Origin of the sequence: Desulfatitalea tepidiphila, from assembly GCF_001293685.1 — a bacterium.
In the GTDB taxonomy this organism is placed as follows: Bacteria; Desulfobacterota; Desulfobacteria; order Desulfobacterales; family Desulfosarcinaceae; genus Desulfatitalea; species Desulfatitalea tepidiphila.
Genome location: NZ_BCAG01000003.1, coordinates 36193 through 51913, shown reverse-complemented (window position 1 = coordinate 51913; position 15721 = coordinate 36193). Strand labels below are relative to the sequence as shown.

15 protein-coding genes and 1 pseudogene are annotated in these 15721 nt (G+C 55.8%); 4 read left to right on the top strand and 12 right to left on the bottom strand.

Features of this window, described 5'->3' with window-relative positions:
• Positions 1-7: 7 nt before the first annotated feature.
• The 3 genes and pseudogenes from DFT_RS04925 to DFT_RS04915 all read left to right on the top strand — a co-directional run.
• Positions 8-232: pseudogene (locus tag DFT_RS04925) on the top strand (transposase); the annotation flags it as partial.
• Between the two features lie 26 nt (positions 233-258).
• Positions 259-1452, top strand: coding sequence for a M20 metallopeptidase family protein (locus DFT_RS04920; protein WP_054030141.1), 1194 nt, complete (start codon positions 259-261; stop codon positions 1450-1452).
• On the top strand, positions 1439-1726 hold the full coding sequence (locus DFT_RS04915) for a hypothetical protein (RefSeq protein ID WP_054030140.1): 288 nt from the start codon (positions 1439-1441) through the stop codon (positions 1724-1726). The genes DFT_RS04920 and DFT_RS04915 overlap by 14 nt, the downstream gene beginning before the upstream one ends.
• 138 nt (positions 1727-1864) lie before the next feature.
• On the opposite strand, the gene DFT_RS04910 is transcribed toward DFT_RS04915, so the two are convergent.
• From DFT_RS04910 to DFT_RS25415, 11 genes are all read right to left on the bottom strand, one after another.
• Complete coding sequence (locus DFT_RS04910) at positions 1865-2143, bottom strand: carboxymuconolactone decarboxylase family protein (protein WP_268750664.1); 279 nt, start codon at positions 2141-2143, stop codon at positions 1865-1867.
• Positions 2144-2343: 200 nt separating this feature from the next.
• Positions 2344-3657 carry a TRAP transporter large permease gene (locus tag DFT_RS04905; protein WP_054030138.1) on the bottom strand — a complete coding sequence of 438 codons (1314 nt, stop codon included), beginning with the start codon at positions 3655-3657 and terminating at the stop codon, positions 2344-2346.
• Positions 3658-3678: 21 nt separating this feature from the next.
• A complete protein-coding gene (locus DFT_RS04900; RefSeq protein WP_054030137.1) occupies positions 3679-4143 on the bottom strand; it encodes a TRAP transporter small permease in 465 nt (154 codons plus the stop codon).
• A gap of 30 nt (positions 4144-4173) precedes the next feature.
• Entirely contained in the window at positions 4174-4536 is a 363-nt protein-coding gene (locus tag DFT_RS25690; RefSeq protein WP_076750396.1) for a type 2 periplasmic-binding domain-containing protein, read from the bottom strand.
• Positions 4537-5080: 544 nt separating this feature from the next.
• Complete coding sequence (locus DFT_RS04890) at positions 5081-5713, bottom strand: histidine phosphatase family protein (protein WP_054030135.1); 633 nt, start codon at positions 5711-5713, stop codon at positions 5081-5083.
• A 46-nt stretch (positions 5714-5759) separates the two neighbouring features.
• Entirely contained in the window at positions 5760-6947 is a 1188-nt protein-coding gene (locus tag DFT_RS04885) for a phosphotransferase (protein ID WP_054030134.1), read from the bottom strand.
• Positions 6948-7010: 63 nt separating this feature from the next.
• Positions 7011-8240: an acyl-CoA dehydrogenase family protein gene (locus tag DFT_RS04880; protein WP_054030133.1), complete on the bottom strand. Its 1230-nt coding sequence runs from the start codon at positions 8238-8240 to the stop codon at positions 7011-7013.
• A gap of 33 nt (positions 8241-8273) precedes the next feature.
• The gene (locus DFT_RS04875) at positions 8274-9314 is read right to left on the bottom strand and encodes an NAD(P)-dependent alcohol dehydrogenase (protein WP_054030132.1); all 1041 of its coding nucleotides are present in this window, start codon (positions 9312-9314) and stop codon (positions 8274-8276) included.
• Between the two features lie 5 nt (positions 9315-9319).
• Positions 9320-10555 carry a thiolase family protein gene (locus DFT_RS04870; protein ID WP_054030131.1) on the bottom strand — a complete coding sequence of 412 codons (1236 nt, stop codon included), beginning with the start codon at positions 10553-10555 and terminating at the stop codon, positions 9320-9322.
• 32 nt (positions 10556-10587) lie between these two features.
• A complete protein-coding gene (locus DFT_RS04865; RefSeq protein ID WP_054030130.1) occupies positions 10588-12171 on the bottom strand; it encodes an AMP-binding protein in 1584 nt (527 codons plus the stop codon).
• A gap of 22 nt (positions 12172-12193) precedes the next feature.
• On the bottom strand, positions 12194-13228 hold the full coding sequence (locus DFT_RS25415) for a nitroreductase family protein (RefSeq protein WP_054030129.1): 1035 nt from the start codon (positions 13226-13228) through the stop codon (positions 12194-12196).
• A 266-nt stretch (positions 13229-13494) separates the two neighbouring features.
• Between DFT_RS25415 and DFT_RS04855 the strand changes: the two genes are divergently transcribed.
• A complete protein-coding gene (locus tag DFT_RS04855) occupies positions 13495-15036 on the top strand; it encodes a sigma-54 interaction domain-containing protein (protein WP_054030128.1) in 1542 nt (513 codons plus the stop codon).
• A 199-nt stretch (positions 15037-15235) separates the two neighbouring features.
• On the opposite strand, the gene DFT_RS04850 is transcribed toward DFT_RS04855, so the two are convergent.
• The gene (locus DFT_RS04850; RefSeq protein ID WP_054030127.1) at positions 15236-15598 is read right to left on the bottom strand and encodes a hypothetical protein; all 363 of its coding nucleotides are present in this window, start codon (positions 15596-15598) and stop codon (positions 15236-15238) included.
• Positions 15599-15721: the final 123 nt, after the last annotated feature.

The following is a 15721-nucleotide window of genomic DNA, read 5'->3' as shown; positions in this document are numbered from 1 at the left end:
AAAGGCCAGATCCTCCAAAGTGGCGATGTTGATCAAGGTGGCCAACACCATGGCTTCCCCTAAATTCGGCCTGTTGTCCTACTATGATCATCCCATATCCACCGGCCCATTGGAGGGCACCAACAACAAGATAAAAACACTTCAGAAGCAGGCCTATTGGTTTCGGGATACGGAATTTTTCAAGCTGAGAATATTTGGGTTCCATGAGTCCAAGTACGCTTTAGTCGGATGAACCTAAATTCATAATTCGGAGGAGACATGGCCGATCTTAACTTGGCAGATACTATCGATGTGTTGGTGAACCAAAAGGAAGCTGAGGTGATCAACATCCGCCGTGATATCCATATGCATCCGGAAGTTTCAGGAAAAGAAGAACGAACTTCGGGTATTGTGGCCGAGTATCTCGAAAAACACGGCATCGAGGTACAGCGTTGCAAAAATAGTTTCGGAGTCGTTGGCAGGTTGAAAGGAAGCAAACCTGGACCAATCATCGCTTTGAGAGCCGACATGGATGCTCTACCAATACGGGAAAAAACAGGGTTGCCATATGCATCCAAAATTGATGGCCAAATGCATGCCTGCGGTCATGATGTTCATACGGCAGTTCTGATGGGTACCGCATCGGTGCTGTCCACCGTGAGAGATAAGCTTAATGGTACCGCAATTTTTCTGTTTCAACCATCGGAAGAATTTTTTCCTGGAGGCGCTCTGGGACTAATTGAGGAAGGCGGTATCGACAATCCCAAACCCAATGCCATTTTTGCCCTACACACTAGTCCGATCCCCCTTGGGAAAATCGCCATTTCCCCCGGACCGGTGATTGGCTCGGTCAGCTCACTGAGTTTACGTATTTTTGGCCGTGGCGGCCATTTTTCGGCACCTCACTTGGCAGTGGATCCTATTCTGGTTTCATCGAATGTGGTCGTTGCCTTAAGTTCCATGGTGCCGCGCCGAGTGAACCCTATGGAAAATGCTGTGCTTACATTCGGTATGATCGAGGGGGGAACCAGGGATAACATAATCGGTGACATGGTGGTTCTTAGAGGGAACATCGGATCTTTGAACGAATCGCTTTGTGTGAAACTGATGGAGGATCTGGAAAAGACAGTCAAAGGTATTACTGAAGGTATGGGAGCAACCTATAAACTAAGGTATATTCATGGCTATCCGACGGTCCGCAACGATCCGCATCAAACGACCTATGTCCGGGATGTTGCAACGCGGGTGATCGGAGAGTCCAACGTTGTCCCATGTACACCCTCACTTGGTGGCGAAGACATGTCATACTTTCTAAATAAAATTCCGGGCGCCTTTTTTTTCCTTGGAGTACACGATCCTGATAGCGACCAGCCGCCCGTCATTAACCATGATCCAGCTTTCGCACCTGACGAACGGGCCATTGCCATCGGCATGAGACTGATGTCCCGTTTGGTAACAGATGCTGCTGACTAGCCTTGCGCTGTATGTCGATTGCACGGTGAAGGTGTCAAAGGCGAACTGCATCGAAGCAGCGATGGATTTGTTCTCCTTGCAAGTCCCGTCAGTAGAAAAACGGTTGAAAGATCTGAGGCAGAATGTAGACTGTTTACACGACGGTGTCGATTTTCTCTTTTCTGAAGATATTGAACAAATCATCGAGAATGACCCGGACGCAATAATTACAACTTCCATTTTTCTTTCAGGCGATTCGATATCCGTGCCGAAGGAGGGCTATACCCAATCTTGACCGCACCGGGATTCAACCATTCTTCCACCGTTGTAGCCGGCGGCCCCTGCAACGAATAATTTTGGCACGTCATATCCTTCAAATGCCCGGGTTGTATTGTTCGAAATCGCCATCAGGGGAAATTCCCCCAACGCCCTTTCAGCTTTCTTCTCTGTTTTGAAAAACTTCTTTTGCAGCACTGATTCCATTCAAGGCGGCAGGAAAACCGGCGTAAACTGCCATTTGAACAATAACTTCGACAATTTCCTCTTGTGTGCACCCCACATTCAAGGCGCCACCAATGTGGGCCTTGAGCTGAAGAGGCGCCGTACCCATTGCCGTCAATACGGCGACAGTGGCTATCTGTCTTGTTTTTAAATCCAGTTTGTCTCTCGATAAAACTTCCCCATAGGCCAATTCAATGATCCAATTCGCCAACTCGGGAACAGTGTGCTTCAGGTTTTCGGCAACTTTCGTATTTGGAACACCGGTTATTTTTCCAAGTGTTTTTAACCCTATTTCATATCGTGACGGTTCCGTTTTGAATTTCCTGCTTTTTCTCCGATATGCCCTTCCGTTTAGATGACGATACGCTGATCATGCTGTCGCCATTTCTTTTTCAGCAAGGCACCTTATGGTCAATTGAAGACACCCGGCAAGAAAGAAACAAGAGATGGAAAGAAAAACATTATGGCCATACCGACCAAAAAGACAAACATCATGGGCCAGGCGCCGACATAGATATCTTCTAAGGAAACTGCCGGTGCCGCTCCCTTCAGTGAAAAGAGCGTATATCCAAACGGCGGGGTCATGCTGCCCAGGACCAGGTTGATGACAAACAGCATCCAGAACCAGGTTGGTTCATAACCGTATATTTTTATCAACGGCAGGTAGATGGGTATGGCCACCAGCATGATGGCAAACAGGTCGATGAACATGCACAGGAAAAAGGGACCTGCCATGAGAAGCAAAAACATGGCTCCAGAAGAAAGGGACAGCCCGCTTACGGCTTTCATCAACCCGGACGTGGCGCCGGTAAAGGCCAGAAGCTGGTCGAAAAGCTGGGAACTGAGCAGAATGGCCATGAGCATGGCGGTAATGGCAACGGTTGAAAGAACGGATTCCATGAGCATTTTCAGTGACAGCTTGCGGTAAATTGGGGCAACAATAACCGCCCCGACCACGCCTGTTGCGGCGGACTCAGAAGGAGTGGCCACTCCCAGCATGATCCACCCCATCACAAAAAAGATGACCAGGGAGAAAGGCACAATGCGGATTACTGCCATCAATTGACCCCTGCCTGTCACCTCTTGCAGGTTTGTCCCTGCGGCAACCGGCTCCAATTCAGGGTGAATCCGCATACTCAGGAAGATAAAACCGGCCATGAGTCCGGCCAGAAGCATGCCTGGAACGATCCCGGCGATGAGCAACCCGGGTTTGGATACGTCTACTAGGGAACCCAGAACGACCACCAACAGACTCGGCGGAATGATCGCTGCCAAGGTGGCGCCGCCCAGGATGGCCCCGGCGGTGAAGCGGACATTGTAACCCCGGCCGGTCATGCCGGGCATGACCGTACGCCCCAGCAGGGCCGCCACTGCCACAGGTGAACCGCACAAGGCACCAAAAAGGGTGGAGAGAACCGTAATCAGATAGTATCCACGCCCCTTGACCGAACCCACGAGTTTGTCAACCGAGTCGATGAGGATATCAATGGTTCCGGACCTGAAAAGAATTTCTCCCATGATGATGAAAAGCGGAACGGCAGCCAAGGAGGTCTGGGTCACGCTCTGGTAGATGCTGTTGGCAAACATACCGAAGCCCGAGGTCCCCATGAGCATGAAGACGCCAATGATGTTGATGACCAGAAAGGTTAGAAACACGGGCAGCCCGATGAAAAAAAGGCCCAGCATGATGACGACCGCACCGCTCAAACTCCCTACCCAGTCCATAAAAACTCCTATCCGAAAGATCTATCGTTTCAATGCGATGCGAAAAAAATGCAGGCCGGCCAACCCGATCCCATAGGGGATAACCGCCGATATCCACCATTTGGGAATCGGGAAGTTCCACTCGGTCTGGATACCGGTGTTGTACTGCCGCATGGTTTCGGAAAAACAGATCCATGCGGCAGTCATGCAAATCAAAAAGCCGGCCAGGGACAATGTCCGTTCCACCATGCTTCGATGACCGGCCGACATTTTTTCAAGAAAGAAGCTGATGATGACATGCCCCTTTATTCGGGTTACCTCGGGAATGCACAGCATGACCATCGCCGCGAAAAACCATTGGGTGAAATCGCTGGTAAAGGAAGTGGGCGCGTTGAAAAAATACCGCAGCACCACTTCCATAACATAGCCGACGATGATGAGTGCAAAAGCCAGCCCGCCCAGATAAAAACTGCCCTTCGTAATGCCGTTCAGAACTCTGTCGATCATTTGGTCATACCTTTTTCGAGGGCTAATTTTTTAAGGTTCGCCTGATTTTTTCTCAGCCACGGCCCACATGGTGTCGCTCATGAGCTTGTCGATACGCACGGCATCGGCTTCGGGCATCTGAACGATTTCCATCCCCAGCGACTGCAGTTCTTTGACTTCCTCTTCGTGCTTAACTCTGAAAAACGCCATGGCGTCCTTTTCACTCTTTATAGCCGCGGATTGGATCCATTCCAGCTGCTGCTTTGTCAAGGAATTGTATTTGTCGGCGTTCATCAGGATGGCCAGCGAAATGAAGCTGAACTTCGGCCGGACGAGATACTTGCCCCAGCGGTATCCTCCCAACCAGACCTGCCATAGGTGGTCCCAGCGATGGGTTGAATTGGGAGTTTTCAAGCGCATCGCACAAGAACTGGTAGAAGACCTGTAGGGGATCGGATCAACGCCATCCTGAGCGCCGCTGGGATGAACTTTGCCAAGCTGCTCAAATGAGCAGCCGCCCTTTTGCGCCTTATTTTTTACTGGCTATTTGGTTGTCAAAGAACGCCGTTGTTAATTCCCGCATATTGAATACGGGCTTTTTCAAGATCGACTATAATATCTTACAGCCTTGGGGATGGACCCCGTTGCTTTTACTTCTCCGTAGAGGTTTTAAAAAATCATAAAAACGATGCTCAAAAGGGTGTGGAAAGTGAGGTGTGCAACTAACGGCTTTGGTTAAACCAGACGATATACGCTACAAATACGAATGCCTACCGTTGATACAGCAGGCTCCGAAATAGATGGTGCCGAAGCCAGGTTCGGCCGTCGGCAGGGTCTTCGGCGGGAAGAAACTGGTTTTACGCCATCCGCAGTTGGACCGGCGTTCTCGCCAAAAGGGGCGATCGCAATTCCCCTACAAGGCTGGGCCTTGAAGGCGACATTCGAAGGGGGCCAAGCTTCAGTACTCGACGCCTGCCGCACCCATTTGTGTGGGATTACGCAAATGGCCGGTCTCGTTGAGGCTGATGAGGGTATGGATGCCCGAACCGGATGCCATGAATCGGTTGACGCTCGTATATTCCGGCTTGAAAAACAGGCGCTTGTCCATCCCGAGGATATGGGCTGCCCAGATGTTGATGATGCCGCCGTGGCATACGACGGCCGCTTTCTTGCCCTTGTTCCCGGCAATGATCCGTTGGATGCCGCCCACCACTTTGCGGCGGAAGGTTTCCAGATCCTGGATACCGTCGAAATACGCTTCAGCCCCGATTTTCAGCAGCTCATTCCATTTTTCAGGCTCTTTTTCCTTCAATTCCTCCAGTGGGATGTAGGTGGAGGCGTGCTCGTCGATTTCCGCGACATCCGGTTCGATGAGGATATCCAGGCGTTGGAGATCCGCCAGCGGGGCGGCCGTCATTCTGGCCCGCATCATCGGACTGCTGTAAATGGCATCCAGGTGTTCGGTTTTCATCCAGCGTGCCAGCCTTTCGGCCTGCGCGACCCCTTCCACGCTCAATTCGGGATCGGCAGCCGATCCGTCTTGTTTTTCCACGCGCCGCGGCAACCCATGTCGGATCAAGATCAGCTCCATGCCGGTGAACCTCCTTTGTGATGCGCCCTCTGTTCAGCGCCGGACGCTAAAGAGACGGCAATTCTATCGACTCGATCAGCGGCTTCATGCGATCCAGCAGTACCCCGAGCAATTGCCGGGCATTGGAATCCTTCTCCACCTCAACGCCCCCGATCACGATCAACCAGTAACGCACGGCAAGGAGCAGCCCGAATGTGTAATCGGACATGCATTCATCCATACCGTAATCGGTCACCCCGCCGTTCACCAGTCCTTGGTGGTAAATCGCGACCAGCTCTTCGGCCTGCTGCGGATCGATGGGCCGGGTGCAATTGTTGAGAAAGAAAAAGCAGGGATCGAACAGCCCCATGCCCGGGCAGGAGGCCTGCCAGTCGATGATGGTGATATCATTTTTCTCGCGATCGAAAAAGATGTTGTCCAACCTGAAATCCGAGTGAAGCAGCGTGTGGGGGCGGGCCCTGGTGTACGCGTCGAGCTTTTTGTTGTTCATTTTCAACCATCTGAAGACCTCTTTTTCTTTTTCACTGACCTTTTCCGGAAACACTTTTTTTATGATGGGCTCCCATCGACTGGAAATAAACCCCATCATATTGGAAAAATCGGCATGATCCTTGAGCCAGTATTTTTTGAGCAGGGGGCTTTCCCAAAGCGCGGCGTGAGCAGTACCCAACGAGTTCATGATCATTTTCGCGTCTTCGTATGAGCAGCCGTCGACGTGGGGAATCTGCTCGAAATGCCCGAGATCCTCGAACAGAAGAATATAACGTCTTTTCAGCCTGAGGTTCCGTATTCCGACATAAAGGAAGTAGAAGGCCAGCAGGCCCTTGGGGAACTTCCCATAGTTGCTGTAAACGGTGTTCATCCGCTTTTCGCCGGGCCCCGGATCCAGGTCCGAAAAGTAGCAGCACGGTGTCCTGAGAGGAATCCGGTTAAGGATTTCATCATACAATCGTACTTCCCTTTCATAGTTCCAGAATGCCTCCATGATCATTTTGTTTTTCGCCTCTTTGGTCGGAATTTTGGCGATCATGGTTATCGGCAACCCACCATCAGGGTTCTCGTACTCAAGGGTCAGTCGCACCAGTGTGCCCATGTAGCCCTGCCCTTGCCCGATAACGTTGTGGTTCGAAATTCGGACGGCATTGTCTTTCAGCACGCCGGATCTCGTCAAGGCGCCGGTCAGCCATTCGTTCGTAATCTCCTCGGCAGAGGTGGGGATCAGTCTTGTTTCCATGGATATTCCTCCAGAATTGTTTCCGGCGGATACGCCGGGAAATGCCACAGGTGGCCGTTGTGCCTACAGGTCCGCCGCCCCCATCAGCGACAAGAGGGTGTTTTCGCCATCCTCGATCATGGACGCCCTGGCGTCCCTGAACATTTTTTCTATGGGGTATTCCCTGGCCAGGCCGTTTCCGCCGAATATGGTGATGGCGCCACTGGCCACTTCAAAGGCGGTCCGGGTGGAGAGCACCTTGGCGGCGATGGCGTGACGGGCCGATCCCGGCGGGTTCAGCGCATTGTAGGCGGCCATGCGCCTGGCATACGCCCGGGCCGCTTCCACTTTCGTGAACATCTCGAACAGCTGCAGCTTGATGTTCTTGTGCTCGAAGATCGCCACACCGCCCTGGATGCGCTGTTTGGCATAATTCAGGGCTTCATCGAAGGCCGCCTGGGCCAATCCCACAAACAATTGCCCCATACCGGCGTTCGCATGGGTTAAAATGTTTTTCATCGCCACCTGCATCTGCCGGCCGTCCTCGATAACCATGAACGCTTTGGGAATCTTCACCTCTTCGAAGAAGAGCTCCCCCTGGTTCAGAGGGCGCTGCCCGATCTTGTCCAGCGGTTTTCCGCGCTTGACGCCTGGAAGATCCAGCGGCACCACGGCCAGTCCGTTGCCCTGCATGCCCTTGGAAGGATCGATGCTCACGTGGAGGGTAGCATGGGTCGCGATGGAGCCGTTGGAGACCCAGGCCGCTTTCTGGCCGTTCAGAATGTACTCGTCGCCTTTGCGCTCGGCCCTGAGATCCGCCGCGCAACACGGGTTGTCGAATTCGGAGCGGGCGCTCATCACCCAGTCCGATCCGTGGGCCGGTTCGGTGATGGCCCAGCAGCCGATCAGTTTTGCTTCGATATCATTGGCGTAGTCTCTGGCCAGTTGCTGAAGTTCGGGTTCCGGAGACATGGCCGCCAGGCGGAAAGGACTGGAAGAGCCCACGCTGATGGCCAGTCCTGCATCGCCGTATCCCAATTCTTCATATAAGACACCGGTGGCCTTGTGATCGGGGGTGCCATCGGCCAGACCGCCCAGTTCTTTGGGAATGCTCAGGGCATGCAATTGAAGTTCTCTGAAAATTCTCAGAACGCTCCATAAAACGGAATCTTCGGCGATCACATCGCTCGGGTCCTGAAGCTTGTCCAGCTGAATTCCGGCCGGGCGCATCACTTCCCTGGCGAATCTGGAGACTTCCTTTTTTATGGCCTTCAGTTCTTTGCTCAAGGTGGTGTCCAATTCTAAATACGCCATGGTTTTCCTCCATATCGTTCAATCGTTGTTGCACTAAGGAATCAGGACCGCTCTTCCGATGATCTCGTTGTTGTTCAGCTTGTCGTATACTTCAGCGGCCTGGTCGAGTTTGTACTTTTCAAGATGGGGCCGCACCCGCCCCGATTCGGCCAGGGCCACTACTTCGGCGAGCTCCTGGATCGTCCCGCCCATGGTGGTGACCATGGCGCAGCCATAGGGCAGCGCACCGAACCGGAATGGAAAGGTTCCTCTGCCCAGCCCGACGATGACAATGCGGCCGTTTCTGCGGGTCGCCGCTGCGGCCATGGCCATGGTGGCATCCACGCCCACGAAGTCGATGACGGCCATGGCGCCGATCTGCTCCGTGGCCGCCACTATCTCCCCGGCGGTATTTTCCCGGGAAAGCAGGCACAGGTGGGCCCCGATGTCGGCTGCCCGGGCCAACGCCTTTTCATCCTGGTCTACGGCAATGATTGTTGCGCCGCTGAGTTCTCTCAAGAACTGGACGGCCATCTGGCCGAGGCCGCCGATGCCGATGACGGCCACCGCCACATCGGGGGAGAGCACCGGCAGACAGCGCTTGACGGCATGGTAGGCGCTGAGCCCGGCGTCCGTCAGAGCGGCCGCCTGCCACGGTTCGATATCCTTCAAACGGACCAGGCAGTGGGATGGTGCGACCATGTACTCGGCAAACCCGCCATCCCTTCCAAGCCCGCCGGACCGTCCGCGTCTTTCGCGACTGGCGCCACACGCATTGGTGTCTCCCATACGGCAAGCGCGGCAGGTGCCGCAGTTCCACGTGGGGGCAACCACCACCGGCGTGCCCGGTTCGAATTCATGCCCATCGCCCTTTTCGATCCAGCCGGCGTTTTCGTGGCCCAACGTGAACGGCAGCCGCCAGTCCGCCAGCTGGGGAAGTGCTTCCGGCGACCAGTGGTGCATGAGGTGCAGATCGGAATGGCAGACACCGGCACCACCGATGCGGATCAGCACCTCCCCCGGCCCCGGCTCGGGAACCGGAACCTCCACCATTTCCGCCGGCTGCTGCCACGCTTTGAACTGAAATGCTTTCATTTCGATCACCTCCCTTTCTCGAAGATGTGCATGGCCACAGCGGCCTCACCGTCGCCCAGCGTGCCGCCGCCGTTTTCGACCATGGCAATGCGGGCATGCTCCACCTGCCGGCTGCCGGCCTCGCCGCGCAGCTGGCTGGTCAGCTCATAGGCCATGGCCAGACCGGAAGCCCCGATGGGGTGGCCCCGAGAGATGAGCCCGCCGCTGGTATTGACGGGTATTTTTCCGCCGAGGGAGGTGGCACCGCTTTCTGCAAAGGGGCCACCTTCGCCTTCGGGACAGAAGCCCAGTTGTTCATACTGATAGAGCTCGCCAAATGCCGTGGCGTCGTGAACCTCAGCCACGTCGATGTCCTTCGGCCCCAATCCCGCCGCTTCATAGGCCGCCTTCGATGCCCGCGCGATCACATCCGACGAACCGCTCCTTGTTCCGGACTGCATGACCGACGCCCGAATCCTGACCGCCCGGCCGCTGCCGTGCTTTTTCACGTAACGCTCACTGCACAGGATGGCCGCCGCCGCCCCGTCCCCGATGGGTGCACACATGGCCCGGGTCAGGGGGAAGACCACCTCGCGGTCCGCCATGACCTGTTCCACTGTCATGGGGAAAGTATACTGCGCCAGAGGGTTCAGCGTGGAGTTGTTGTGCGCCTTGGCGGCGATGACGGCCAGCTGGCGCTGGGTGGTGCCGTACTTCGCCATATGCAGGCGGGCGCTCCTGGCATAGAAATCCATGAACACCGAGCGTCCGCCGGCGTTTCCCGCGCCCTCTTTTTCCGCCCGTGCTTCCCGCTTTTGCTCGCTTTTGATTTGTTCTATAAGGCGTGCGGTCTCTTCCACATCCGTGCCGGCTGAAAAACTGCCCATCGCCTTTTGACGGTCTTCGTCGTAGAGTTTCTCCACCCCGATGGCCAGGGTGCAGTCGTACAAGCCGGCCTTGATGGCGGTCCAGGCCGAGTGCAGCGCGGTACTGCCGCTGGCGCAGGCATTTTCGACATTGACAATGGAGATCGTGTCGAGGCCGTGCGGCGAAAGCGCCACCTGCCCTCGTATGCAGTGTTGAAACGCGTACATGCCCCACATGCAGTTCGAAAACCAGGCCGCTTCGATCTCTTCCATGGAAACATCCGCGTCCCGGACCACCTCGCGCAGGGCCTCTCCCGTGAGGTCCTTGACATCTCTGTTCAGATGCTTGCCGAATTTGATCATCCCCACGCCAATGATGTAGACGTTGTCGCTCATGGTCATCCTCGCCGTTTTAAAGAAGGTGCTGGTTATTTGAGTTTCAGGTCAGGCATATGCTTTTCCCTGTCCCACGTCCGCGCCGTGACCCCGCGCTGCTTCATGGGCTTTTTAATGGCGCGCAGGGTTTCGGTGCGCGGGATCTCATCCACCACATCGACATAGCGGGGCACCATGAAATAGGCCATGTTGTCCGCGCAGTGCTGCATGAGGTCCCTGAGATCGATTTGCGCTCCTGCTTGCGGCTTCACCCAGATCATGACATCATCTTCCCCGAGTTCCGAAGGAACGCCGAAAGCCGCGCATTCGGCCACGTGGGGGTGTTTTTCGACGACATTCTCCACTTCCCATGAGGAGATGTTCTCGCCGCGCCGCCGCATGCAGTCGCTCTTGCGGTCCACAAAGTAAAGATTGCCTTCCTTGTCCGCGTAGAAATAGTCGCCGGTGTACACCCATCCATCGCGGACCTTTTTCCTGGAGGCTTCCGGGTTCTTGAAATACTCCACGCCCCGTGTTCCCGCCTTGACATTGGCGATCAATTCCCCGACCTGCCCGGTGGCCACCGCCTTGCCCTCATCATCCACCAGCTTGTGCGCCTGTCCGGTGATGATTCGGCCGATGGATCCCGGCGGTGCATCGCCCAGATTGAACATCATCAATCCCCCGCCGTCCACGGCCCCGTAGCCTTCCCATATCCTGACGTTGAAGCGCTCTTCGAACGGCCGCCAGAGGTTGGCAGGACAAGCGGCCGTAAAGACCATCCGGGCGGGATTGTCGCCGTCATCGGGCTTTGGCGGCTGCTTCATCAGAATGGGCACCATGGCGCCCAGCGCATTGAAGGTCGTGGCGCCGAAATGGCGGATGGAATTCCAGAAGCCGGAGGCGGAAAAGCGTTTTTCCAGGCCGAACGGCAGGCCGGCGGCCATGGCCAGACCCGCCGTCAGGCTCAGCGCATTGGCATGAAACAGCGGCAGCGCGGTGTACAGCACGTCATCCGGCCGATAGAGCATGCCGGCCAGCTTGAACATACCGTCCAGCTTCTCCGCCCCCATCCGTTTGACGACCCCTTTCGGAAAGCCCGTGGTGCCGGAGGTGTACATCAGGTGGGAGATCGCCTGCGGGTCGATCCCGTGGTCGGGCCTTTGGGCGGAGGCATCGAAAAGCACGCGCAGATCCTGGGTGCCTTCCGGAAGCGGCTGATCCGATGTGCGCCGCACGAAGACTTTTTCGATGGCGCCCACCGGGCGCTCGAGCTTCGCATAGTGAGGATAGAGGGTGTCGTCGATGACCAGATACCTGGCTTCCGAGTGGCTGAGAATGAACTTCAGCCCGTCGCCCTTCAATGACACGTTGACGGGCACGCTGTACAAGCCTGCGCGGGGGATGCCGTAAAACAGGGCAAGGTACTCGGGGCAGTTTCCCATCAGGACGGCGATCCCGTCTCCGGGTTCGGCGCCCAGCCGTAAAAGCCCGTTGGCCGCGCGGCAGCCGGCCTGGTGGAATTCGGCGAAGCTGATGCGGCGCTCTTCATACAGGATGTAGGGCTTGTCGCCGATGGTGTTCGCCTGATGTTCGATCAGATCATGAAAATATCCGAATTGCGTCGCTGTGGGCATTGCTCCTCCTTGTCGGCAGCCGTTAACCGCGTTCGATCTCAGGGCCTTGCGCCCCTGCCCGGAACCAAGTGACCGGCCTGAATTCGCGAGGAACCACGCCCTCCTGCGTGAATCGTGGATAGCCCAACACGGCGCCGGTGATAATCTTCCAGGGATAGTGAAGGCCCAGTTTTTCTTTGAACGTGGGAACCATCTCGACCACCCGGCTCCAGCCGATCCAGCAGAACCCGAGCCCGAGGGCTTTGGCCGCGAGATTCATGTTCTGCCCGCAGATGCCCGCATGGATCTCGGGTGTGCTGATGGAGCGCTCGTCGCAGACAATCAGAATCAATGCCGGTGCATTCAGAAAAGCGGGCATCGCTCCTTTGGCGATGGACCCATATCCGCCCAAAACGATCCGGGGATCATAGGACCCCGGCTTCGGATCCTGCGCGTACCGCTGCACGAGGCTTTTTACGCCCTCTTCGTCCATATAGGCCGAATAGGCCGTCTCGATGATCTGATGCGTGGCCTCGTTGATGGCGGCGATGAACTGCGGGTCGGTGATGACGATAAACTTCCACGGCTGGCAGTTGCCGGCGCTGGGGGCGTACCGGCCGGCCTCCAGGATTCTTCGGATCAGATGATCCGGGACCGGTTTGGCTTTGAAGTTGCGCACGCTGCGGCGCTCGAAAATATGACGCTCAACGTCGGTCCACGCATCCGGCTGCCCCTCGGCGTCTTTCGGGTCAAGGGGCATTTTGGGCGGCAGGGGGCCGTCCGCGGTTTCAAAAAAGCTCCCCTTGTCCACAACGTAGGGTTCGACGATGGAAATGGCCCCGGTGGGACAGGCCACCATGCAGTTGTAGCAACTGAAGCAGGCATAGTCTTTTTTCAGGCGCGGCACATCGTCGTCGCCCGTCTCCCACGCTTTGAACGGGCAGTTTTGGATACAGAGCCCGCACCGGCTGCACAATTCGGCGTCGCACTGCATAACCCCCATGTGGACACCGCTGGGCCGAAACATCGGTTCCACCTCTTTCCAGCCGAGGTCGGCCTTGATTTCCTGCTTTGCCATGCTGCCTCTCCTTTTCGACAATGTATCGATTGATGCCCGGGCCGTGGACTCACCGATACGAATTGGTTTGCCTTGCCTGCGTTTCCGGATGATGCCATCGATAAAACGCAAATTCGGGGCCAAAATTGAAGCTGTAAAGATTACAGCGACTTGTCGTGATTTTCTGAATGGCATTGACTTTTTGATTCATATTTGACCAAACAATGAGGTGTAATTTGGCATTAACGTCAAATATGACGCCGGCTAGGTGTGCGAGGAGGGAGCGCATGGCAGGAAAAGACGACACATCCATCCAGAACCGATGCCGCGAGATCACCGCGCGCATGGATCCGATGGTTTCCGCTCAGACACTATACGGTATTCTGCAGGAATACTTTCCTTTGGAATGGATGAACCTGGCTGTGGCCGATTCCGCCGGTCAAAAACTGCGCTATCTGGCCCTGATCACGGAAGCGCAGACCATGCATGTGGATGAAACGGTCAAGCTCTCCAAAAAGGGGCGTGCAGAAATCGAGCACCTCATAAAAGAGAAGATTGTAAGATGGCATGATGTCGGCGTCACGAACCTGGGCAGGGATATCAATGCCTATTTCGAGATCACAGAGCCGATATCCTCCATTACCGCAATCAAGCAACTGGATTCGTCGCGATATGCGGCGCTCGGTCTGGTGGCCACCGGCTTTGACCGCTACGATGATACGCACCATGAACTGTTCAAAGCGCTTTACGATCCCCTGGCCAGGGCCATATCCCACATCCTGAACCAGCTTGAAATGTCCAGTTTGACATCACGGCTGACCCTTGAAAACCGGGACCTGAAGCGACGCCTGGGCGACTTGAGCGGCAGGGGTGTCGTGGGGCTTGATACAGGGCTGCGAAATGTCATCACCAGGGTCAAACAGGTCGCCGCATTGGACAGTCCCGTGCTGCTCGTTGGCGAAACCGGCGTGGGCAAGGAAGTGATTGCCAAGGAGATCCACCAGCGATCGAAACGGGCGGGCAAACCCATCGTCAGCGTCAACTGCGGCGCCATTCCGGAAGGTCTGGTCGACAGCGAATTGTTCGGCCATGAAAAAGGCTCCTTCACCGGCGCCTACAGCCTGAAGCGCGGCTATTTCGAGCAGGCCGATGGCGGGACCGTTTTTCTCGATGAAATCGGCGAGCTGACCGCGCAGGCCCAGGTGAGGCTGCTTCGGGTGCTTCAAAGCAAGGAGTTCCAGAGGGTCGGCGGAAGCCGCACGTTGACCGTTGATGTGCGGATAATCGCCGCCACCAACCGCAACCTGGCGGAAATGGTCAAGAAAAAGCAGTTCCGAATGGATCTCTGGTTTCGAATCAACATCATCCCGATAGCGATCCCCCCCCTTCGAGAACGCAAAGAAGATATTCCGGCCCTGGCCGAATACTTCGTTAAGCAGAAATCAAGGGAGATGAATCTCTCGTATGATGCCGTTCTTTCGCCGGAAGCGGTCGCGCACCTGCAGGCCTACGCGTGGCCGGGAAATGTTCGGGAACTGCAGAACATTATCGAGCGGGCGCTGATCATCAGTCAAGGCAGGCCGCTGTCGTTCAGGGACCTGGTCGCACCATTGGAGCAACCCCCGCACGACGAAAGCTGCAATGTGCCGGATCGTTTCCTGAAGATGGATGAATTGATTGCACGTCATATCCGGCAAGCCCTTTCGTTGACCAACGGCCGGATCGCAGGGCAGGGCGGCGCCGCAGAACTTCTGGGCATGCATCCGTCCACCTTGCGGGGCCGCATGCGCAAGCACGCGATCCGTATCAGCAAGGAAGTGAATGGCTGACCCGTCGTGTCTGGCAACGGAAGGGGATCGTTCGGCCCCTCAGGGCTTTGTCCGGGCAAGGGGGCCGGCAGGCGACCGCCGTGACGCATGCTCTCCCCCACGACCTCGAGGGAGCCAGCGGCGCTGCCGGAAACGGTTGATCCACGGTGTCTTGTTGCATCACGACAAGGGATTCCGCCCTTCCACGATACGGTGCCGCTCAATCCACTGCACCCCCCACCTTGTTTAATCCCTCGATAAAGGGGAGGGCGATCTCGTCGAACTTGATGCAGCGGCCGATGAGAATACGGCCGCGGGGTTTGAAATCGGGTTTGAGCGCCAAAAGCCTGGCCGCGGCGAATTTTGCTTCTTCGATGCTTCCCATTTGTCTCAGGGTGGCCGCGTTTATCAGAGGCGTCCAGAACAAACTGCGACTTCCGAAGTTCGGGGGCTCCTCGTGGGCATGCAGGTAGGCTTGCTGCCGGAACAGATCCTGCCATAAAACGTGGTGGGCGATGGGGCTGCAGTAGGGGTTGACCGCCATGGCCTTTCGGATCATGCCGCCCTTCTCGTAGATCTTCATTACCTTCAATAATAAAACGTTCTTTTTCTATACTTTCCATGAATGAAATTGTCCATGCCGAACAACCACACGACCCGTCGTGCGCCCCGGACATGGGTGAATAAGTAGAGTCTCCTGAATAAC